This is a genomic window from Embleya sp. NPDC059237 (assembly GCF_042754105.1).
GTDB lineage: Bacteria > Actinomycetota > Actinomycetes > Streptomycetales > Streptomycetaceae > Embleya.
Genome location: NZ_JBHZAE010000004.1, coordinates 399076 through 420277 on the forward strand (window position 1 = coordinate 399076; position 21202 = coordinate 420277).

The following is a 21202-nucleotide window of genomic DNA, read 5'->3' on the forward strand; positions in this document are numbered from 1 at the left end:
CCCCACACCCACCACTCCTCCCGACGACTCCCCCCACCATGACCGCCGAGACCACATTTCAATCCCCGACCCCGGGTCGCCCGCCGGGCGGGCGACCGATTCCGTCCCACCGGCCGGCGGCACCGGGCCGTGGAACCCGGCTCGACCGGCGGCCCGCCGGTCCTGCCGCCACCGCAGCACCCGAGTCGGCCTCGGTGACGCCGGGGCGCCGAGGAACCCGGGACATCGAACGCCGAACGGGCCGGGGCATGCCGGGGATTCCCGCATGGCCCGGCCCGTTCGGCGGCAGGTGCGATTTGTCTACAGGATCGCGCCCGGGCGGTACTTCGCCGCCTCCGGGTGCTTCTCCGCGACCGCCTCGACCCGGCGGACCACCTCGGCCACCTGGGCCGCCGCGGCGCCGGTGAACGACAGCCGATCGGCGAGCAGCGTGTCGAGCGCGGCCCGGTCCAGCGGCAGCCGCTCGTCGGCGGCCAGGCGGTCGAGCAGTTCGTTGCGCTCGACGCCCTCCCGCAGCGCCAGCGCCGAGGCGACCGCGTGCTCCTTGATCACCTCGTGCCCGGCTTCGCGCCCCACCCCACCGCGGATCGCGGCCATCAGCACCTTGGTCGTGGCCAGGAACGGCAGGTAGCGGTCGAGTTCGCGCGCGACCACGGCCGGGAATGCGCCGAACTCCTCCAGCACGGTCAGGAACGTCTCGACCAGCCCGTCGAACGCGAAGAACGCGTCCGGCAGCGCCACGCGCCGCACCACCGAGCAGGACACGTCGCCCTCGTTCCACTGGTCGCCCGCCAACTCGCCGACCATCGAGGCGTAGCCGCGCAGGATCACCGTGAAGCCGTTGACCCGCTCGCACGAACGTGTGTTCATCTTGTGCGGCATCGCCGACGACCCGACCTGCCCGGGCTGGAAGCCCTCGGTGACCAGCTCGTGCCCGGCCATCAGCCGGATCGTCTTGGCCAACGACGACGGCGCGGCGGCCAGCTGGACCAGCGCGGTCACCACGTCGTAGTCGAGCGAGCGCGGGTAGACCTGACCGACGGACACGAACGCGTGCTCGAAGCCCAGGTGCGCGGCGACCCGCCCCTCCAGCTCGGCCAACCGGTCCTCGTCGCCGCCGAGCAGGTCGAGCATGTCCTGCGCGGTGCCGACCGGGCCCTTGATCCCACGCAGCGGGTAGCGGGCGATCAGGTCCTCGAGGCGGTGGTAGGCCACCAGCAGCTCGTCGGTCGCCGACGCGAACCGCTTGCCCAGCGTGGTCGCCTGCGCGGCGACGTTGTGCGAGCGGCCGGCCATGACCAGCTCGGCGTACTGCGCGGACAGCTCGGCGAGCCGGACCAGCAGCGCCACCACCCGGTCGCGGACCAGTTCGAGCGAGGAGCGGATCTGCAACTGCTCGACGTTCTCGGTCAGATCGCGCGAGGTCATGCCCTTGTGCACGTGCTCGTGGCCGGCGAGGGCGTTGAACTCCTCGATCCGGGCCTTGACGTCGTGCCGGGTGACCCGCTCGCGCTCGGCGATCGAGGCCAGGTCGACCTGCTCCACCACCCGCTCGTAGTCGGCGACCGCGCCCTCGGGCACGTCGATGCCCAGGTCGGCCTGGGCACGCAGCACCGCGAGCCACAGTCGGCGCTCGAGCACCACCTTGTACTCGGGGGACCACAGCGTGGCCAGCGCCGGGGAGGCGTAGCGGTTGGCCAGAACGTTCGGAATGCGGGGCTTGCGCACAGGCTGGGACGTCACGACCGGGGAGTTTACCGAGCCGCCGACCCCGCTCTCACCGGCCGTCCACGATCGTGGACGCCCGGCGGGCCCGGTGCGCGTGCGCCGGGTGTTCGGCCGCGCCGCGCTTCGCCTCTACGGTACGTCCATGATCGTCGCGCGCTCCCTGGTCCTGTTCGCCCTCGCCGCGCTCGCCGAGATCGGCGGCGCGTGGCTGGTCTGGCAGTCCGTGCGCGAACACCGGCCGTGGTGGGTGGCCGGCCTCGGGGTGATCGCGCTGGGCATGTACGGGTTCGTCGCGACCCTCCAGCCCGACGCGAATTTCGGTCGGATCCTGGCCGCCTACGGCGGGGTGTTCGTCGCGGGCTCGCTGGCTTGGGGCATGGTCGTGGACGGCTTCCGCCCGGACCGCTGGGACGTGGCCGGCGCGAGCGTGTGCCTGGTCGGCGTGGCGCTGATCATGTACGCGCCGCGCCGCTGACGCCCCGCACCACCGGTGCGGTCGACGGCGCGGCCGGCGGCGAGGGGACAATCGACGGCATGGACAAGATCCGGCCCGCCTACGAGGAACTGGGCGCCGAGGGTTTCTACGCCCGCCACGGGGCGGAGTACCGCAACCCGCACGAACCGCGGGTGCGGGCGGTGCTGGCCGAGGTGCTGACCGGGCCGTTCGCGGCCGAGCCCGGGTTGGCGGCCTCGGTCCTCGACCTGGCCTGCGGCAGCGGCGAGGCCACCCTGGCGCTGCGCGACCTGGGCGCGCGGGAGGTGACCGGCGTCGATCCGTACACCGGCGATGCCTACCTGGAGCGGACCGGGCGGCCGGCCGAGCCGTTGCGGTTCGAGCAGATCGCGGCGGGCGCGCTGGCCGGGCGCACGTATTCGCTCGTGGTGTGCAGTTACGCGCTGCACCTGCTCGCCGAGTCGCGGCTGCCGGCGCTGGCCTACGCGCTGACCGAGGTCACGACGGCGTTCGTTGTGGTGACTCCGCACAAGCGTCCGGTGCTGCGGCCGGAGTGGGGGTGGCACCTGCATCGGGAATTGCTCGTGGATCGGGCCCGGGCCCGGGTGTATCGGACATTCCCGGAGTCGACCGAGACCGCCGCGCCTGCCGGGTCCGCCGGGTCTCCCGGGGCGACTGGGCGAGGGTGACGCCCGCGCTGGCGATCACCACCAGCGCGATGCCCGCGATCTGCACGAGCACCAGCGACTGGTGCAGCACCAGGAAGCCGGCCATCCCGGCCACCGCCGGTTCCAGGCTGGCCAGCAGGCCGAACGTGGCCGGCGGCAGGTGCTTCATCGCCAGCATCTCGAAGCTGTACGGCAGCGCCGAGGACAGCAGCGCGACACACGCGCCCAACCCCAGCATCTTCGGCTCGACCAGCGCGGAGCCGGCCGTCGCCACACCCAGCGGGGTCACCAGCACCGCGGCCACCACGAAGCCCAGGGCCAGGCCCTCGATGCCGTCGAAGCGCGCGGAGATCTTCGAGGCGACCACGATGTAGCCCGCCCAGCAGGCCGCCGCGGCCAGGATGAACACCACCCCGACCGGGTCGAGACCGCCGAATCCGCCGCCGCCGAGCAGCAGCACGCCGCCGGCCGCGAGCACGATCCACACCATGTCGCGCAGTCGGCGGGACAACACCACGGCCAGGCCGAGCGGGCCCAGGAACTCCAGCGTGACCGCCGGTCCCAGCGGGAGCCGGTCGATGGCCTCGTAGAAGCACATGTTCATGCCCGCGAACATCACGCCCAGGCCGCCGACCACCAGCCAGTCGCCGCGCGAGCGCCCGCGCACCCGCGGCCGGGAGAAGGCGAGCAGCAGCGCGGCGGCGATGACCAGGCGCAGCGTGACCGCACCCGCGGGCCCCACCTGGGGAAAGAGCCGGGCCGCGAACGCGGCGCCGAACTGGATCGAGCACGCACTCGCGAGCACCAGCAACACCGCACGCCCTCGCGGCCCCGGCAACAGCCGGTCGGTGAGGGCGGGATGCGGGCGTGCGGGGGCGTGGGTGGTGCGGGGGGTCATTCCTCGACAGTACGGACACCGTCAAGCCGGTTCAGCCGGCGGCGGACAACTCGGCCTTCGTATTGCGCACCGCCTCGCGCAACGCGCCGGGGACGGGGCCGAGATCGGCCGACAACGCGCGGATCCGGTCCTTCGCCTCCCGGCGCTCCCGGCCGCCGAGCACGGTGCGCAGTTCGCCGTGGTAGGCGAGTACGGCCAGGGCCGCGTCCGGGGTGGGCACCTCGGCAACCCGGCCCCGGAGCGCGGCGCGCATCGCGTTGATCGCCGCGACGCGCATCGGTGCCTGCCGCAGTACGAACCGGCGGTAGGGGATGAGCCCGAACAGGCGGTGCGTCTCGTACCGGATCACCCGGTGCCGCACCAGCGCGTCCGCGACGAGGTCGACGGCCTTGCCGTCACGCTTCTTCACCCAGTACCGCCAGCGGTACGCCCGTTCGCTCGCCTCGATCCGGGCCAGCAAATCGGCCGCCAGCTCACACGGCGGCACGGCCGCTCGGGCCCGCCCCGTCCGCCCCGACGTCGCCCGGACCTTGCCGGCGTCGTCGTGGATCAGGCCCAGCTCGTGGAGCTCGTACAGGGCCGCCGCCTGCAGCGTCGCCCCTAGGTGGGTGCGGCTCAGCATGAGTTGCCGTTCGGGGCTGTAGGCCAGCAGGAACACTCGCTGGGGCAGTGTCGCGTGCACATCGACCTCCTCGGCGCCGGGGCGTCGGATCGTCTTCGGAATGATGGTTCGGTCCGCCTGTGCGGTGGCCTGCGAGATGGCCCGCGAGGTGGTCGTCACGGCGCGGTCTCGACGTCGCCAGGGTCGCCACCGTCGCCGCCGCGCCGACCAGCAGTGCCAGGGTCGCCTCGATCGCCACCGTCGCCTCCACCGGCCTCGGTATCGGAATCGGAATCGGAATCGGCGGCCGAGCCTGCCGGCGGAGCCGACTTGGGCGGGCGACCCCGCCGGGCCGGTCGCCCGGCATTACCCGGCATCCGGCCCGCGTCGCCCAGCGCACGGCGCAGCAGAAACTCGATCTGGGCGTTGGTGCTGCGCAGTTCGTCGGCCGCCCATTTGGCGATCGCGTCGTGCACGGCCGGGTCCAGCCGGAGCAGGATCTTCTTGCGTTCGGTCACGGGGACCGACTATGCGTACAGGGAACCCGTGTTGACCACGGGCTGGGTGGCCTGGTCGCTGCACAGGACCACGAGCAGGTTGCTGACCATGGCCGCCCGACGGTCGTCGTCGAGTTCCACCAGGTCGCCTTCCTCGAGCCGGTTCAGCGCCAGTTCGACCATGCCCACCGCGCCCTCGACGATCCGCTGCCGGGCCGCGACCACCGCACCCGCCTGCTGGCGACGCAACATCGCCTGGGCAATCTCCGGCGCGTAGGCGAGCCGGGTGATCCGCGACTCGACCACGCTGACCCCGGCCGAGGCGACCCGGGCACCGATCTCGGCGGACAACTTGCCGGTGATCTCGTCGGCGTTGTCGCGCAGGGACATGCCGCCCTGGCCGTGGTCGTCGTACGGGTAGCTGTTGGCGATGTGTCGCACGGCGGTCTCGGTCTGGATGGCGACGAACTCCTCGAAGTCGTCCACCTCGAACTTGGCCTGCGCGGTGTCCTCGACCTGCCAGACCACGACCGCGGCGATCTCGATCGGATTGCCGTCGTTGTCGTTGACCTTGGCGGTCTGCGTCTCGTGGTTGCGGATCCGGGTGGAGACCTTGGTGCGGTCGGTGAACGGGTTCACCCACCGCAGCCCGTCCTTGCGCAACGTGCCCTTGTAGTGCCCGAACAGCTGAAGCACCCGCGCCTCGCCGGGCGCGACGGTGGTCAGCCCACACAGCCCGAACAGCGCCAGGACGATGATCACGATCCCACTCGTGACGGCGGCCACCTTCTCCCCGTCGTCCAGGAGCGCGCCCACCACGGTCAACCCGATGCCCCCGGCAACACAAAGCACCCCCACGACCAACGCGGGCAACCCGGCCGCCCCCGTCACCACCCGCTCCCGCACCTGAGGCGCCGGCATCTCCACGACAGTCCCGGACCCGAAATCACTCACGACGCCCACTCCCCACTCGACCAACTTGTCATCACCACCATAGCAAAGTGATATCACTTTTCCGCAATCCCCAAACCTCCGCCCCGAGCGGCCGGACAGCGGCAGGCGGCCCGCACGGACGGACAACGCCGAAACGAGCGGCACGGAACCACGAAGGAACAACCCGCAGCCCCAAGGCGTGGCACAGCGGCCCAACCGCGGCCAACAGCGGCCCGCCACGCGCGCCGGCCGACGAACAGGCGGCGCGACGACACGCACCACCGACGATCACAGCACCAGGACACGGACCACCGGCAGGTGAGCGCGGACAACCCCCACCCCGACCACGGCCTCGACACCGGCATCGAGCCGGTCCGCATCCGGACCGCGCGCCGAGCCGACGCCCGGCCGCCGACGGCGTTCCTCCCGCACGGGCACTCGGCAAGCAAACGGCGTGACGGCACGCACGACCGGCCGGCCCCGCAAGACGCAGACGGCCGACAGCGGCATGGCCCCCACTCGGCACCCGGCCGCCGCCGCGCGTTCCTTGCGCGCGGGCGGGCGGCAGGCGGCCGGGCAGCGGACAACGTGGCGAACGGCGGCACCGGTGCCTGGTGCCCGGGGGCCGTGACCGTGCCCCCGGGGCGTCGTCGTGTCGGTTGCGCCGGCGACCCAGCGCGGAGCGGGCGGACACCCGGTTCAGGCGGGGCCGGGTGCCGGTGTGTCGCTTCGGGTCAGGTCAGGGGTTTGATGGTGCCGCCGGACTTGAGCGTGGCCATCACCTGGGGGCGGGCCGTGGTGTTCGGGGTGGGGCCGGGGGACTTGAGGATCAGTTGGCGGGCGTCCGCCGAGCCGGCGAGGGGGGCAGAGGCGGTCAGCTTGACCACGTCCCGGCTGCCGGCCGCGACCAGGTACCAGGTACCGGATCGGGCGCGCCACCACGTGGCGGTGACGATGTCGTTGGCCGAACGGCTGCACGCGGGCGAATCGGCGAGCCGCTCGACGGTCTGCGCCCCGGCCGCGTCGGCCCCGGGCGGCAGGAACTGGACCACGACGTCGCCGCCGCCCCGACGGTCGAACGCGTGCACGCACGACCACATGCCCTCCCCGGCCGCCTCCGGCAGATCGAAGTGCGCGAACTCCCAGTTGTCCACCAGCCGCAGCCCCCGCCCGCGCAGCGTCTCCAGCACGCAGGCCGTGCGCGACCAGACGGTCAGCGCGCGCTCGGTCGAGGCCGCCTCCGCCGGCCGGCCGGTGTGCGCGAACTCCGGCGGCGGCATGTAGGTGAGGTGGGTCGCGGACACCTCGCCCAGGTCTGCGAGCAGGTACGGGTGGCCGTCGGCGGCCCGCCTGGACACCAGTTCGAGCACCGGCACCGTCGCGCAGCCCTTGGCCACCGTGCCCGGATCCGGCATCGGGGCGGTGGTTCCGTCGGTGACCGGCAGCGGCCTGCTCTTGTCGTCGGGCCGGCGCAGATCCCGCATCGCCGCCTCGTCCACCCATGGCGCGAGCAACATCCGCACGCCCGCCACGCCCCGGTGCAGCACCACCGCCGAAGCGGAGCGGGCGTCCGAGTCGTCGGCCGCGGCCACGTCGAGGTGACGGCGGCCGTGCTCCTCGGTGTAGCGGGCCAGGCGCGTGCCGTCGGTGACCAGGACCACCGCAGCCCCCTCGACGTCGCCCGCATACAGCAGGCGCGGCGGGCCGATCGGCGGGCCGGCGGCGGCGCCCGGGCCGAACGCGACGATGGTGCCGGCCTCGGGCTCGACCCAGGCCCGGACCGCACGCCGGGTCAGCGCCCGGTCGCCGGCACGCGCGCCCCGGGTGGACCAGACGTCGAAGTCCAGCCGGGTGGTGGTGGTCCAGGCGCCGGCCGGGACCACCCGGGGCGGCCCGACCACGACCCGAGCGGCGGGCGCGACGCGGGTGCCGGACTCGGTCGCGTCGCCGGCATACGAAACGACGGCGGCGAGCACCGCCGCGACGGCGACCGCACCCAGCGCGGTACGCCTCCGGCGCCGTCGGCGCAGCAGGTCCGACGGGGTTGCCCGGAGCGTGCACGGGTCGAAGTGGGCGGCGTGCAGCACTCGCTCCGCCGCCGATCCGGGCCCGTCGGCGCGGGCCGGCGGGCCGGCCGCGAGTGCGTCGGCCTCCGCCTCGGCGCTCGCGATGTCCTCGACGCCGGCGATCAGCAGCAGTTCGACCACCCCGACCGGGTCGAGACCTTCGAGCACCCGCAATACGTAGGCGGCCCGCCCCGGCCCGGACAGCCGGCCCAGCGCCTGTTCGATCGCCGGCTCGTCGGCGCCGCCGGTCGGCGGGAACAGGCGCAGCCCCCAGACCTGCGGCAGCGCCGCCGGCCGGGCCGCCCACCGCCGGGTGGATCGACATCGCAGCAGCGCGCCGCGCACGATCCGCAGCCGAACGAGTTCCGCGTCGCCCATCCCCGCCGCACCCGGTGGACGCCCGAGGTCGCGCCACCGACCGGGCAGTGCGTCCTGGACCAGGGCGTGGGCCATGAGCACCCGACGGTGCCGCTCGAGCCCGGCCGGCAGGATCAGGTAGGCGAGCCGCACCAGTTCGGGGTATCGGCCGACCACCAGGGCCTCGGTCCGGTGCACCGCGCGCCCGTCGAGCCGCCGCCGACACAGGTCGGCCAGGTCGGCCAGGCCCGCCCGGGCCCGGCGCACCGGACCCCCGATGCCCGGGTCGCTTCCGAGGTCCCGGACGGGCTCGGCCGCCGGTTCGGACGCGCTCTCGTGACCGCCGCGTGGCATGTGATGGGTCCCCTCTCGCCGCGCCGTGGTCGACGCCCGCGACTGGGTGCGGGGCCGTGCGCACGGTGGCCAACGAGCGCCCTCGGAAGGGGTCACACATGGTACGAAAATCCGTCTTGTGTGACTCTTTTCGATCGCCCCGCCTGCCTCCCGAGTCGCGATCGGCAACCTCCCGACGCGCCACGCGCCGGCCGACGGCCCCACCCCGGGGTCAGCCCGGCGCGACGAACCCCGACTCGTAGGCCGCGATCACCGCCTGGGTGCGATCACGCGCGCTCAACTTGGCCAGCAGCGCGCTCACATGAGTCTTGACCGTCTCGGTGCCCAGGTACAACTCCGCGGCGATCTCGGCGTTGTTCAATCCCCGGGCCATCGCCCGCAACACGTCGGCCTCACGATCGGTCAGCTTGGCCCGGGCCACCGCGTCGCTGCGCGCGGTCTTCCCGAATCGCTCGGCCAACGCGCGCAGCTTGGCCGGGAACAGCAGCGAGTCCCCCGTGGCCAGCGTCCGCACCGCGTCGGTGATCTCCGCCGGACGGGCCCGCTTGAGCAGGAAACCGTGCGCGCCGACCCGAAGCGCCTCGTAGACGTATTCGTCGTTCTCGAACGTGGTGATGATCAGGATCTTGGGCGGCTGATCGAGGTGCGCGAGGAGGTCGCGGGTGGCCTGGATGCCGTCCACCCGGGGCATGCGTACATCCATTGCGACCACGTCCGGGCGCAGCGAGCGGACCAGCGCGAGCACCCCCGCGCCGTCGTCGGCCTCGCCCACCACCTCGAAGTCGGGCTGTGCGGCCAGGACGGCGCGCAGGCCGGCCCGCACCAGTTCGTTGTCGTCCACCAGCAGAACCCGGATCGTCACGACGCCCACCGTAGGGGCAGCCGGGCATGCACCCGCCAGTAGCCGTCGTGCGGCCCCGCGGTGGCCTCGCCGCCCAGCAGCGCGGCCCGCTCGCGGATGCCGCGCAGCCCGCTGCCGCTGCCCCCGCCGGCCCCCCGCCGCCCCACCTCCGCCGAGGGTGTGTCGTTGCGCACGGTCAGCTCGACCTCGTGGCCGTGCACCGCCACCGTGACCTCGACCGGCACCGGACCGGCGTGCCGCAGCACGTTGGTCAGCGATTCCTGCACGATCCGGTAGCCCTCGCGCGAGATCACCGCCGGCACCGCGTCGAGCGAGCCGAGCACCCGCACCTCGACCGCGGCGCCCGCGCATCGCGTGGTGTCGGCGAGCACCTTCAGCTCGGCCAGCCCGGGTCGGGGCGCGGCCGGCTCCGGCGCGTCGCGCAACAGCAGCAGCATGCGCTCCAGGTCCTCCAGGGCCTGCCGCCCGGTCACCTCGATGGCGTCCAGTGCCCGGTCGGCGAAGGCCGGGTCGGTGTCGAGCAGTTGCCGTGCCGCGCCCGCCTGGAGCACGGTCACCGACAGCGCGTGGCCGATCGAGTCGTGCAGTTCGCGCGCGAGCCGGTTGTGTTCGAGCAGCTGCTCGGTGCGCCGTTCGAGGGCGGCCAGCTTCTCGCTCGCGGACGGCCCGAGCAGCCGCTTGGCCAGCACGGTGAGCAGCAGGCCCGCGCCGACCAGGTAGGCCAGTGCCGCGACGATGACGGCGAGGCCCAGCGGGACCAGCCACCAGTGTGCGGCGCCGCCCGGGAAGCTCGCCCCGTCGAACGCCAGGCCGTCGCCGGTGGCGGGCGACCCGATCATCGCCACGCCGGTGAAGATCGCGGACGCCGCCGGCGCGAGCCCGAGCCAGCCCAGTTCGACCCGCAACACCAGCCACAGCGCCGTGCGCCAGCGGTCGGGCCAGGTCTGCGACCGGGTGACCGCGATGTCGCTCTCGTCGCCGGGGCGCAGCAGCAGCCGGGCCTGGAACCCCTCGAACCGGCGCGCCTCGGCGATCAGCCCGAACGCGGTCAGGATCGGGACGGGCATGGCCAGCAGCGCGACGCGATGGCCGAGCCCGCCGTCGCCCTCCAGACCGGGATAGACCATGGCCACCGCGACGCCCAGGAGCAGGCCCGTGAACAGGTGGAAGCCACGCGTGTAGGTGGCGGCCGTGACCAGGGGCCGGGCGAGGCGACGGAGCCGGGCGCGCGGCGAGCTGCGGGACGAAACGATGCGGAACACCCCGCCATCCTCCAGGGTCGCCCCGGCGCCGGCCTCCCCCGCCCGGGGGAGACCGTCCCCACGGTTGGGGGATCCGGCCCAACGTCCCCGAGTCGCAGTCTTGAGGCACCGCAGCAACCGGGCGGCAACCACCACCGGGTGTCGGCGAGATCTTCGGGCCCGACACCCTCCGCATCGACTCGGCCGAACCGGCCCGGGGAGCACCACAGATGATCCGCATCCGAAACCTGACGAAGCGCTACGGCGACGTCCTCGCCGTCGACGACCTCGACGTCGAGATCGCGGCCGGCACCGTGACCGGTTTCCTCGGCCCCAACGGCTCGGGCAAGTCGACCACGATGCGGATCGCGCTGGGCCTGGACCGCCCGACCTCGGGCGGGATCACCATCGACAGCCGGGCCTACGGCGAGCTGCCCGACCCGCTGCGTCACGTGGGCGCCCTGCTGGACGCGGGGGCGGTACACCGGCGCCGGCGCGGCTACGACCACCTGCTCTACCTGGCCCGGTCCAACCGCATACCGAGGTCGCGGGTCGACGAGGTGCTGGCGCAGGTGGGGATGACCGACGCGGCCCACCGCCGCGCCGGCACCTACTCGCTGGGGATGCGCCAGCGCCTGGGCATCGCCGCCGCGCTGCTCGGCGACCCCGGCGTGCTGATCTTCGACGAGCCGGTCAACGGCCTGGATCCGGAGGGCATCCGGTGGATCCGCGAGCTGATCCGCTCGCTGGCCGCCGAGGGCCGCACGGTGTTCGTGTCCAGCCATCTGATGAGCGAGATGGCGCTGACCGCCGACCACTTGGTGGTGATCGCCGGCGGGCGACTGCTGGCCGACGCCACACTGACCGACTTCGTCGGCGACGGCCCGTCCCTGGAAGACGTCTATCTCCGGCTGACCGCCGGACACGAGCAATACGCGGGAGGTGGCCGGTGATGACCACGGCGACGCAGGAAACCACGAAAACGCGGAAACCCAGGGCAACGCGTGTGCCCAGGACGAGCTTCGCGGCGGCCCTGGAGGCCGAGTGGATCAAGCTCCGCTCGGTGCCGTCCACCCGCTGGCTGCCCCTGACCACGGTGCTTTCCATCACCGGGGTGAGCGCCCTGGTCGACGCGTTCATCGCCGAGGGCCAACGCCGCGAGGACGGCGCCGAATACGACGCGTTCGCCCTCGTGCACTACGGCGTCAACTTCGGCCAACTGGCCCTGGTGGCCTTCGCGGTGCTGGCGGTGGCGGGCGAATACGGCGCGGGCACCATCCGCGCCTCGCTGGCCGCGGTGCCCGACCGGCGGCTCTTCGCCGCCGCCAAGCTGACCGTGATCACCGCCGTGGCCCTGGTCACGGCGATCGCCTCGAGTCTGACCTGCATCCTGGCGGCGAGGTTGTTGCTGCCCGCCGGCGACATCTCGTTGACCGCCGCAGCCACCTGGCGCACGGCATTCGGTCAGGTGGTCTATCTGGTGCTGCTCGCGGTGATCTGCGCGGGCGTCACCTTCGTGCTGCGCACCCCGATGGCCTCGATGGGCCTGCTGATCCCGCTGATCTTCCTCGGCACGGCCGCGCTCACAGCGATACCCGGGGTGCGCGAGGTGGCCAGGTTCCTACCGGACAAGGCCGGGCAACGCATCATGCGACTGCGCGAGTTCAACGCCTACGAACTCGCCCCGTGGCCGGGCGTGCTGGTGATGGCGTTGTGGGCGATCGCGGCGGTGGTCGCGGCGGTGACGGTGTTCCGCCGGCGCGACGTGTAGGCGCGACAGCGCTGTAGCCATCACCACGCTGTCACCACCGCGATACCGCCACCACCGCGACACTCCGGTTACCCACGGTCACTTGTGGGAACTCCAGAGCGCATGTCCAGATGGCGGCGACGCAAGACGGCGGCAGGCGAGCCCCTGCCGCCGACGCGGCGCAACACCGAATTCCTGCTGCTCGTGTTCGCGGTTTTGGTCCCGGTCTTCGCCTACGCGAACGTCGGCCTGGCCAGGCACGGCTCGATCCCCCCGGACACCGCGAAATACGGCCTGGGGCTGGGCCTGCTGGTCCTGATCGCGCACATCCTGGTCCGCTTCTTCGCGCCCTACGCCGATCCGGTGCTGCTGCCGATCGCCGCCCTGCTCAACGGCCTGGGACTGGTGTTGATCTACCGACTCGACCTGGAGACGCCGAAGGTGCAGGCCGCGTCCTCGCAACTGGTGTGGTCGGCCATCGGGGTGATCCTGTTCGCGGCCGTGATGATCGCCGTGCGCGATCACCGCTCCCTGGGCAAATACGCCTATCTCGCCGCCGCCGTCGCGCTGTTCCTGATGATCGTCCCGGTCTTCTTCCCCGCGATCAACGGCGCGAAGGTGTGGATCCGACTGGGCGCGTTCTCGTTGCAGCCCGGCGAGTTCGCCAAGATCATCCTGGTTGTCTTCTTCGCGTCCTACCTCGCCGGCACCCGCGAAACGCTGATGATGATCGGGCACCGGTTCTGCGGTGTGAACCTGCCCCGCGGCCGCGACCTGGGACCGGTGCTCGCGGTGTGGCTGGCCTCGGTCGGCATCCTGGTCCTGGAGCGCGATCTGGGCACGTCCGTCCTCTACTTCGGCGCGTTCGTGGTGATGCTCTACGTGGCCACCGCCCGAATCGGCTGGATCCTGGTCGGCCTGATCCTGATCGCCCTGGGCGCGTTCGTGGTCGGCTCCGCCGAACCTCACGTGCACAGCCGCGTACAGAACTGGCTGGACCCGTTCGCGAGCATCCACGCGGGCCTGGGCCCGGGGCAACTCGCCCAGTCGCTGTTCTGTTTCGCCGCCGGCGGTCTGCTCGGCGCCGGTCTCGGCCTGGGCCACTCGATCCTGGTCGGGTTCGCCGCCAAGAGCGACTTCATCCTGGCCACCGTCGGCGAGGAGTTGGGACTCACCGGGATCGCCGCGCTGTTGGTGCTCTACGCGCTCCTGATCGCCCGCGGCTTCCGGGCCGGGCTGACCGCGCCGGACGCGTTCGGCTCGCTGCTGGCCTACGGACTGTCCGCCGTGCTGGCGATCCAGGTGTTCGTGGTCGCCGGCGGGGTGACCGCGCTGATCCCGCTGACCGGCATGACCATGCCCTTCCTCGCCCAGGGCGGCTCGTCCGTGGTCACCAACTGGGCCCTGATCGCCCTGCTGATGAAGATCAGCGACCGGGGCCGCCGCCCGCTCACGCCGATCGAGGAACCCGTACCCCTGCCCGAGGAGGTGCGCGCGTGATCGTCACCGCCCGACGCGCCGCCGGATTCTGCCTGCTGCTGCTCCTCGCGCTGCTCGGCAACGCGACCTGGGTGCAGGCCCACAAGGCCGACGCCTACGACCACATGGAGGGCAACCGCCGTCCGCAGATCATCCGTTACCAACAACCGCGCGGCGACATCCTGGTGGCCGACGCGCCGATCACCGGATCTCCACACACGGCCGAATCCTTCGACCTGGCCTACGGACGCAGCTACACCGACGGACCGCTCTACGCCCCGGTCACCGGCTACGCCTCGCAGCTCTACGGCACCTCGCTCCTGGAGGGCGTCGAGGACGACATCCTCGCGGGCACCGATCCGCGCCTGGGCGCCTGGCCGGTGATCACCGCCGTCACCCGCAGACGCGCCGCCGCCGGCAACGTGGCCACCACCATCCTGCCCGCCGCCCAACAGGCCGCGTTCAACGGCCTCGCGAGCACCGGCAACAAGGGCGCGGTGGTCGCTCTCGACCCCACCACCGGCGCGATCCTGGCCCTGGTCAGCACCCCGTCCTACGACCCGGGCACGGTGGCCGGCGCGAACAAGGCCGCCCGCGCCGCGTGGGCCGCGCTCGACGGCGATCCCGACCGGCCGATGCTCAACCGCGCGCTGCGCGAGACCTATCCCCCCGGCTCCACGTTCAAGGTGGTCACCGCCGCCGCCGCGCTCGCCTCCGGCACGGTCGCCGATCCCGACGAGCCGACCACCACCCCCGACCCCTACCCGCTGCCGGAGACCCACACCCTGCTCGGCAACGAGGCCGACGGTTGCCGCAACGCCTCGCTGCGCTACGCGCTGACCGTGTCCTGCAACACGGTCTTCGCCAAGCTCGGGGTGGACATGGGCGCCGAGGTGATGCGCCGTCAGGCCACCGCGTTCGGCTTCGACGACCCGAAGTTGCGGATCCCGGTCGCGGTCACCCGGAGCGTGTTCCCCAAGAGCCCCGACCGACCGCAGACCGCGCTGTCCTCGATCGGCCAGTTCGACACCCGCGCCACCCCGCTCCAGATGGCGATGGTCGCCGCCGGCATCGCCAACGACGGCGAGGTGATGCGCCCGTACCTGGTCGAACGGCTCACCCGCGACGACGGCAGCACCGTACGCGGCACCGAACGGCAGACCCTGGCCCGTGCCGTCCCCGCGCCGGTGGCCCGCCGACTCCAGCGCATGATGCAGGACGTGGTCACCACCGGCACCGGCGGCAACGCCCGGATCGACGGCGCGATCGTCGGCGGCAAGACCGGCACCGCCCAGCACGGCGAGCACAACCGCGCCGTGCCCTACGCGTGGTTCATCGCATACGCCAAGCCGAGCCCCGACGCGAAGCCCTCCGTCGCCGTCGCGGTCGTCGTGGAGGACGGCGCCGCCGACCGCGCCGACATCACCGGCGGCGGCCTCGCCGCCCCGATCGCCAAGGCCGTGATGACCGCCACCCTGTCCCGATGACCGCCCCGCACCCCACGCCCCGGCCGCGGCGGACCCGCCCCCGCTCAGCTCTTCCGCAACCCCGCCAACACCCGGTCGATGACCTCCCCCACCTCGCGCCGCGCCACCGCCGGATCGGCGGCACGCGCGGTGTACAGGCTCGCCTCCGAGATCAACGAGGCCAGCAATCGAGCCAGCGGCGGCACCGGCAACTCGTCGATCTCGCCGTTGTCCATCGCCTGCCGCAACCACGCCGCGAGCAACCCGTGCCCGTGCTCGTCCACCAGCGCGTCCCACGACCCGGGCCCCAGCACCGCCGGGCCGTCCACCAGCACGATCCGCTGGAAGTCCCCGGTCGTACACACATCCAGGAACGACTGGAACCCGTGTCGCAACTGATCCCAAGGTTCACTCGGATGGTCCTGGGCATGACTCATCTCGTGGGCTACGAGCGCCTCTGCCGCCTCGGCCGCGACGGTCTCCATCACGGCGCGGAACAGGTCGGCCTTGTCCTTGAAGTGGTGATAGAGCGCACCCCGGGTCACCCGGGCCTGCGCCACGATCTCCTCGGTGCCGGTCTGTGCGTAGCCCCGGGTCGCGAACAACTCACGGGCGGCGGCCAGCAGGGCCGCACGGGTGTCTGCGACATGTTGTGCCCGACGCGTGACCGCCATACAACCCCCACGTGACGTACAGCCTGTATGTTGAAGATGTTGTCATCATCGGGCACCCCCGGGCAACGACGCCACGCCGAGCACGGTTTCAGCGGACGCCGACGCCCCCGGGTACGGGGATAGAGAGGTGCGACGGTCATGGGCCTGCCGCTGAACCTGGCTGTGAAAATCGGTACGCATCTGGTCAAGCAGAAGATCAAGCGCGTGGACAAGTTCGCGATGATCGTGGAGGTCGAGCCGCTCTTCGCGTGCAACCTCAAGTGCGGCGGGTGCGGCAAGATCCAGCAGCCGCACGACGTGCTGCGCAAGCGCATGTCGGTGGAACAGGCGGTGGCGGCGGTCGAGGAGTGCGGCGCCCCGATGGTCTCGCTGGCCGGCGGCGAACCGCTGATGCACAAGCAGATCGACCTGATCGTCGAGGAACTGCTCAAGCGCAAGAAGTTCGTGATCATCTGCACCAACGCGGTGCTGCTGCCCAAGCACCTGCACAAGTTCAAGCCGAACAAGAACTTCGCGTGGATGGTGCACATCGACGGCCTGCGCGAGAAGCACGACCAGGCGGTGGCCAAGGACGGCGTCTTCGACGAGGCCGTGGCCGCGATCCGGATGGCCAAGGCGGCCGGATTCCAGGTCTACACGAACAGCACGTTCTTCAACACGGACTCCCCCGAGACCATCGTCGACGTGCTGGACTTCCTCAACGACGACCTCAAGGTCGACCGGATTCAGATCTCCCCCGGATACGCCTACGAGAAGGCTCCGGTACAGAACCGCTTCCTCGGCGTCGAGCAGACCCGCGCGTTGTTCAAGGCGGCCTTCTCCGGCGGCAAGCGCAAGAAGTGGCGGCTCAACCACTCCGCGCTGTTCCTCGACTTCCTCGAGGGCAAGCGCGATTTCGAGTGCACGCCGTGGGCGATCCCGTCCTACTCGTTGCTCGGTTGGCAGCAGCCGTGCTACCTGATGGGCGACGGCTACGTGCAGAGCTACAAGGAGCTGCTCACCGACACCGAGTGGGAGAACTACGGTCGGGGCAAGGACCCGCGCTGCGACAACTGCATGGCGCACTGCGGCTACGAGCCGACGGCCGTGCTGGCCACGATGGGTTCACTCAAGGAGAGCCTGCGCGCGGTGGTCTCGGGCTGAACCGCCCACAAACGCCACACAGCGGAAATTGGGAGGCTCGGGCACCCCTCACCGGCGCCCGAGCCACCACAACCTGATGAAGCGTGAGCGTAGCGGAAGCCGCGTTGACACGTGTCGCATGGGGGGCGTCCGAACCAAATCTTGACTCTTTTCTGCACGTGGACACTGGCGTGTCGGGTAGCTTCGTCCCGCTGTCGGCCCACCACGGGGCCGGGGCGACACCGCGAGGCGCGTGTTCCGCGGGGTTCGAAATGGGGGCTTGTCCAGATGGTTCAACGTTTTCTTCGGCGTCTCGCCGGTCCGATCCTGCTCGCCGTGTTCGCGGCGGTCCTGACCGCGGCGCCCGCGCAGGCCGCGCCCGACCGGGCGCAGGTGCGTCAGGTCTCGTCCGCCTCGACGCAGACCTCGCTCACCTCGACCGGCGTGTCGACCGGTGTGCAGACACTCGCGGACACCTCTGCTCGAACCACCGCCCAGCGCGCCTCGGTTCCGCAGCTGCACCCGGCCAAGACGAAGAAGAAAAAGAAGAAGAAGAGCTTCTTCAAGAAGGCCGGGAAGTTCATCTTCGGGATCATCGGCATCATCGTGCTCGCGATCATCATCTTCTTCGTCTGGCGCGCCCTCAAGCGCCGTAGCTGATCGACTGCCGGTCGACCACCGCCACGCCATCCGCCGGCGGTCGTCGACCGATCCGCCTCACGAAACACCACGCGCGCCCGGCCGGGTCCCCCCGGCCGGGCGCGCGTTTCGCGTGTCCGGCTCCGCGCCGGACCGCATCAGTGGTGCCACGACGGGGACTTGCCCCCATCGCGCGTATCGGCCGACCGCCCCAGGGCGGACAGCACACCGAGAATCACCGTGATCACCAGGAAAATCGCCAGAACCGTCATACCCCGAGCATGCCATTTGCTTGCACATGCATCGAGTGGCTGGACTGCCTGATTACCGCAACATCCTGCCACTCGCACTCTGTCCTCGCGATCATCGCGCCGGCATGCTGGTCGCATGCTGCGCAATGTGGTCGTGATCGTCCAGGACGGGGTCGCACCCTTCGAACTCGGGGTGCTGTGCGAGGTGTTCGGCATCGACCGAAGCGAGGAGGGCTGCCCGGTCTACGACTTCGCGGTCTGCGCGGTCACCCCCGGCCGGGTGCGCACCAAGGCCGGCTACGACCTGTACGCCGAACACGGCCTCGACCGGGTCGCCGACGCCGACCTGATCGCCATCCCGGCCGCCGTCGAGCACGACGAACGGGTGGCCTCCGACCCGGTGCTCCTGGACGCGTTGCGGGCGGCCGAGGCCCGGGGCGCGTGGATCATGAGCGTGTGCACCGGCGCGTTCACCCTGGCCCGGGCGGGCCTGCTCGACGGCCGCCGCTGCACCTCGCACTGGAAGTACACCGACCGCCTGGCCCGGCTGTTCCCCCGGGCCGTGGTCGAGCCGGACGTGCTCTACGTCGAGGACCGCCGGGTGATCACCAGCGCCGGCACCGCCGCCGGCATCGACGCCTGCCTGCACCTGGTCCGACTGGAGGACGGCAGCCGGGTCGCCAACACGATCGCCCGCCGCATGGTCGTACCGCCGCACCGCGAGGGCGGCCAGGCGCAGTACATCGCCCGCCCGCTGCCCGGGCCGACCGGCAGCCCGCTCCAGGCCACGCTCGCCTGGATGACCGAGCGCCTGGCCCGGGACCTGACCGTCGAGCGCATGGCCGAGCACGCGCTGATGTCCCCGCGTACCTTCGCCCGCCGCTTCCAGCAGGAGACCGGCACCACGCCCTACGACTGGCTCGTCGCGCAACGCGTGCTGCTCGCCCAGGAGTTGCTGGAGGAGACCGCACTGTCGATCGACGCGGTCGCGGAGCGCTCCGGTTTCGGCAGCGCGGCGACGCTGCGCCACCATTTCCTGCGCCGCCGCGGCACCACGCCGCAGAACTATCGCCGAACCTTTTGTCCAGGGAGCGCCACCGCATGACCGCACCGACGATCCGCGCCGCCCGCGCCGACGACTACGACGCCATCGTCGCGGTCGTCGACGACTGGTGGGGCCGGCCGATGACCCCCGCCCTGCCCCGACTGTTCCTGGACCACTTCCACACCACGAGCCTGGTCGCCGAGGACGTCGACGGGCTCGGCGGCTTCCTGATCGGCCTCCTCTCGCCCGCGCGTGTCGACGAGGCGTACATCCACTTCGTCGCCGTCCGCCCGGACCTGCGCCGATCGGGCCTGGCGGCCGAGTTGTACGAGCGCTTCTTCGCGCTCGCGCGGGCGGCCGGGCGGGTCCGGGTGCGGGCGATCACCGGTCCGGGCAACACCGGTTCGATCCGCTTCCACACGACGATGGGCTTCACCGTGCACGGACCGGTTACGGACCTGGACGGGCCCGGTCGGGACCGGATGCGGTTCGAGCGGAGCCTGGATGTCGGACCGGGCGCGTAGCCTTCGAGGTTCGACGGTCCGGTCCGGCACCCTCTTGCCCCTGTCCGGCCCGGACCGTCGTCAGGACAGCCGGGCCGCGGCCCGCAGCGCGCGCATGACCTTGAACCGGTTCGGCCCCAGCACCATCATCGGGTGCGCGTGCAGCGCGTGTATGGCGTTGCGTTCCGCGCGCACCGCCGCCGACCACTGCCGGGTCAGTTCGGCGTCCAGTCGCCCGGGGTTCTCGCGCGCGAAGGTGGTGACCACCTCGGCCGCGTGGTCGCGGTCCCGCTGAAGGGCAATCAGCTCCGCCGGGATTTCCGCCGCTTCATACATGCGGATCATCGTAGGTGGCCGAATGCCCGACACCTAGGACATGCGTACATCACATATGCCGCGAATCCTCCGGGGTGGTCGCCGGCGTCGCCTCCGCCGGCGGCCCCGTCTCCCCGCGCCCCGCCGCGCAGTACAGCGCGACCGCCACACCGAGCGCCGCGGTCCCGAGCAGGATGAGCCGATAGTCCACCACGACCAACAGACCCGCCACGCCGAGCACGGCGAACGCCGTGGGCGCGAACATGATCGTCCCGGCCGTCGCCGCGACCCGGCCCACCAGATGCGTCGGCGTCTCCCGCTGCAACACGGTCATCGCCGCCACGTGCACCGCCGGCAACCCGAACCCGTTCAGCACGCTGCCGGTCGCCACCGCGGGCAACCACGGCAGCGCCCGCAGCCCCACGGCGATCGCGAACAACACCAGGCCGAGCACCGCGAACCCCTTCGCGCCCAGCCGCCGGATCAGCGCGCCGGCGGCCAACCCGGCCGCCACCGAGCCCGCGCCCTGGGCCATGTACAGCACCCCGGCGAACTCGGGCGAGCGGCCGAGCCCCTCGTCGACCACCGCGTAGACCGCCCCACCGCTGATCCCCGACACCACCATCGCCAGCCCGCCGGCGACCACAAGGCGGCGCAGCGGACGGTGCGCCCACAGGTAGCGCACCCCTTCCGAGGTCTCCGCCACCCATCCGCTCGCCGGGCGTTCCCGCACGGGCTGTTCGAAGCGCATCAGCGTGAACACCCCCGCCGCGAGCACGAACGTGCCCGCGTCCAGCAGTGCGACGGTGTGTCCGCCCGACCACGCGAACAGGCCCGCGCCCGCGAGCGGGGCGATCAGTTTCATGCCCTCGGAGGCGCTGAGCCGCAGCCCGTTCAGATCGCCCAGGATGCCGGGCGCGACCGCCGCGGAGAGCGCGGTCGACTCCCCCGCGTCGATCAGCACGAAGCCGAAGCCGTAGCCGAGCATCACCGCGAACAGGATCCACACCTGTGCCTCGGACCGCACGGTGAGGGTCGCGGTGAGCAGTACGGCGAGCATCGTGTTGACCACCACGAGCAGCCGTTTGGCCGGCCATCGGTCCGCGAACGCGCCGAGCACCGGGCCGAGCAGGGTCGGCGCGAACACGCCGAGCGCCATCAGTGCGGCGATGCTGTCCGATCCGGTGAGCGTCTTGGCCCAGATCCCGGCGACCAGGGTCATCGCGCTGCTGCCGAAACCGGAGATCACCACCCCGCTCAGATACAGGCCCGCGTTGCGGTCCCGGAGCACGTTCATCC

Annotated in this window: 19 protein-coding genes and 2 pseudogenes; 10 read left to right on the plus strand and 11 right to left on the minus strand. The window is 71.9% G+C overall.

Annotated features, from left to right (window positions below; all coding sequences use genetic code 11):
* Window positions 1-300 precede the first annotated feature (300 nt).
* A complete protein-coding gene (gene purB / locus ACFXKZ_RS15860) occupies window positions 301-1743 on the minus strand; it encodes an adenylosuccinate lyase (protein ID WP_380000668.1) in 1443 nt (480 codons plus the stop codon).
* A 127-nt stretch (window positions 1744-1870) separates the two neighbouring features.
* On the opposite strand from purB, the gene ACFXKZ_RS15865 reads away from it, so the two are divergent.
* Together ACFXKZ_RS15865 and ACFXKZ_RS15870 are read left to right on the plus strand one after the other, a co-directional pair.
* Window positions 1871-2203 (plus strand): YnfA family protein, encoded by a 333-nt coding sequence (locus ACFXKZ_RS15865; RefSeq protein WP_380000671.1) that lies wholly within the window; start codon window positions 1871-1873, stop codon window positions 2201-2203.
* Window positions 2204-2262: 59 nt separating this feature from the next.
* Window positions 2263-2658: pseudogene (locus ACFXKZ_RS15870) on the plus strand (class I SAM-dependent methyltransferase); the annotation flags it as partial.
* 22 nt (window positions 2659-2680) lie between these two features.
* Here the strand turns inward: ACFXKZ_RS15870 and ACFXKZ_RS15875 are convergent.
* From ACFXKZ_RS15875 to ACFXKZ_RS15905, 7 genes and pseudogenes are all read right to left on the minus strand, one after another.
* Window positions 2681-3748 (minus strand): DMT family transporter, encoded by a 1068-nt coding sequence (locus tag ACFXKZ_RS15875; RefSeq protein WP_380000673.1) that lies wholly within the window; start codon window positions 3746-3748, stop codon window positions 2681-2683.
* Window positions 3749-3779: 31 nt separating this feature from the next.
* Window positions 3780-4529 carry a GPP34 family phosphoprotein gene (locus ACFXKZ_RS15880; RefSeq protein WP_380000674.1) on the minus strand — a complete coding sequence of 250 codons (750 nt, stop codon included), beginning with the start codon at window positions 4527-4529 and terminating at the stop codon, window positions 3780-3782.
* A gap of 128 nt (window positions 4530-4657) precedes the next feature.
* Window positions 4658-4867, minus strand: a pseudogene (locus tag ACFXKZ_RS15885) (hypothetical protein); the annotation flags it as partial.
* 9 nt (window positions 4868-4876) lie between these two features.
* The gene (locus tag ACFXKZ_RS15890; protein ID WP_380001147.1) at window positions 4877-5767 is read right to left on the minus strand and encodes an SPFH domain-containing protein; all 891 of its coding nucleotides are present in this window, start codon (window positions 5765-5767) and stop codon (window positions 4877-4879) included.
* Window positions 5768-6513: 746 nt separating this feature from the next.
* A complete protein-coding gene (locus ACFXKZ_RS15895; RefSeq protein ID WP_380000676.1) occupies window positions 6514-8556 on the minus strand; it encodes a hypothetical protein in 2043 nt (680 codons plus the stop codon).
* Between the two features lie 211 nt (window positions 8557-8767).
* Window positions 8768-9418, minus strand: a complete 651-nt coding sequence (locus ACFXKZ_RS15900; protein WP_380000678.1) for a response regulator — start codon at window positions 9416-9418, stop codon at window positions 8768-8770.
* On the minus strand, window positions 9415-10680 hold the full coding sequence (locus ACFXKZ_RS15905; RefSeq protein WP_380000680.1) for a sensor histidine kinase: 1266 nt from the start codon (window positions 10678-10680) through the stop codon (window positions 9415-9417). The genes ACFXKZ_RS15900 and ACFXKZ_RS15905 overlap by 4 nt, the downstream gene beginning before the upstream one ends.
* A gap of 209 nt (window positions 10681-10889) precedes the next feature.
* On the opposite strand from ACFXKZ_RS15905, the gene ACFXKZ_RS15910 reads away from it, so the two are divergent.
* The 4 genes from ACFXKZ_RS15910 to ACFXKZ_RS15925 all read left to right on the plus strand — a co-directional run bounded on the left by ACFXKZ_RS15910 (window position 10890) and on the right by ACFXKZ_RS15925 (window position 15375).
* On the plus strand, window positions 10890-11612 hold the full coding sequence (locus ACFXKZ_RS15910; RefSeq protein WP_380000682.1) for an ABC transporter ATP-binding protein: 723 nt from the start codon (window positions 10890-10892) through the stop codon (window positions 11610-11612).
* 53 nt (window positions 11613-11665) lie between these two features.
* Complete coding sequence (locus ACFXKZ_RS15915) at window positions 11666-12430, plus strand: ABC transporter permease (RefSeq protein ID WP_380000684.1); 765 nt, start codon at window positions 11666-11668, stop codon at window positions 12428-12430.
* 102 nt (window positions 12431-12532) lie between these two features.
* Entirely contained in the window at window positions 12533-13909 is a 1377-nt protein-coding gene (locus ACFXKZ_RS15920; RefSeq protein WP_380000686.1) for an FtsW/RodA/SpoVE family cell cycle protein, read from the plus strand.
* Window positions 13906-15375, plus strand: coding sequence for a peptidoglycan D,D-transpeptidase FtsI family protein (locus tag ACFXKZ_RS15925; RefSeq protein ID WP_380000689.1), 1470 nt, complete (start codon window positions 13906-13908; stop codon window positions 15373-15375). The genes ACFXKZ_RS15920 and ACFXKZ_RS15925 overlap by 4 nt, the downstream gene beginning before the upstream one ends.
* 44 nt (window positions 15376-15419) lie before the next feature.
* Here the strand turns inward: ACFXKZ_RS15925 and ACFXKZ_RS15930 are convergent, their stop codons facing one another.
* Window positions 15420-16028, minus strand: a complete 609-nt coding sequence (locus tag ACFXKZ_RS15930; protein WP_380000690.1) for a TetR family transcriptional regulator — start codon at window positions 16026-16028, stop codon at window positions 15420-15422.
* A 138-nt stretch (window positions 16029-16166) separates the two neighbouring features.
* On the opposite strand from ACFXKZ_RS15930, the gene hpnH reads away from it, so the two are divergent.
* The 4 genes from hpnH to ACFXKZ_RS15950 all read left to right on the plus strand — a co-directional run bounded on the left by hpnH (window position 16167) and on the right by ACFXKZ_RS15950 (window position 19609).
* Window positions 16167-17171, plus strand: coding sequence for an adenosyl-hopene transferase HpnH (gene hpnH / locus ACFXKZ_RS15935; RefSeq protein WP_380000692.1), 1005 nt, complete (start codon window positions 16167-16169; stop codon window positions 17169-17171).
* A 267-nt stretch (window positions 17172-17438) separates the two neighbouring features.
* The gene (locus ACFXKZ_RS15940; RefSeq protein WP_380000694.1) at window positions 17439-17810 is read left to right on the plus strand and encodes a hypothetical protein; all 372 of its coding nucleotides are present in this window, start codon (window positions 17439-17441) and stop codon (window positions 17808-17810) included.
* A 366-nt stretch (window positions 17811-18176) separates the two neighbouring features.
* A complete protein-coding gene (locus ACFXKZ_RS15945) occupies window positions 18177-19145 on the plus strand; it encodes a DJ-1/PfpI family protein (RefSeq protein ID WP_380000696.1) in 969 nt (322 codons plus the stop codon).
* Entirely contained in the window at window positions 19142-19609 is a 468-nt protein-coding gene (locus ACFXKZ_RS15950; RefSeq protein ID WP_380000697.1) for a GNAT family N-acetyltransferase, read from the plus strand. The genes ACFXKZ_RS15945 and ACFXKZ_RS15950 overlap by 4 nt, the downstream gene beginning before the upstream one ends.
* 60 nt (window positions 19610-19669) lie before the next feature.
* On the opposite strand, the gene ACFXKZ_RS15955 is transcribed toward ACFXKZ_RS15950, so the two are convergent.
* Both ACFXKZ_RS15955 and ACFXKZ_RS15960 read right to left on the minus strand, forming a co-directional pair.
* Window positions 19670-19924, minus strand: a complete 255-nt coding sequence (locus ACFXKZ_RS15955) for a hypothetical protein (RefSeq protein WP_078978779.1) — start codon at window positions 19922-19924, stop codon at window positions 19670-19672.
* A gap of 49 nt (window positions 19925-19973) precedes the next feature.
* Complete coding sequence (locus ACFXKZ_RS15960) at window positions 19974-21200, minus strand: MFS transporter (protein ID WP_380000699.1); 1227 nt, start codon at window positions 21198-21200, stop codon at window positions 19974-19976.
* Window positions 21201-21202 lie beyond the last annotated feature (2 nt).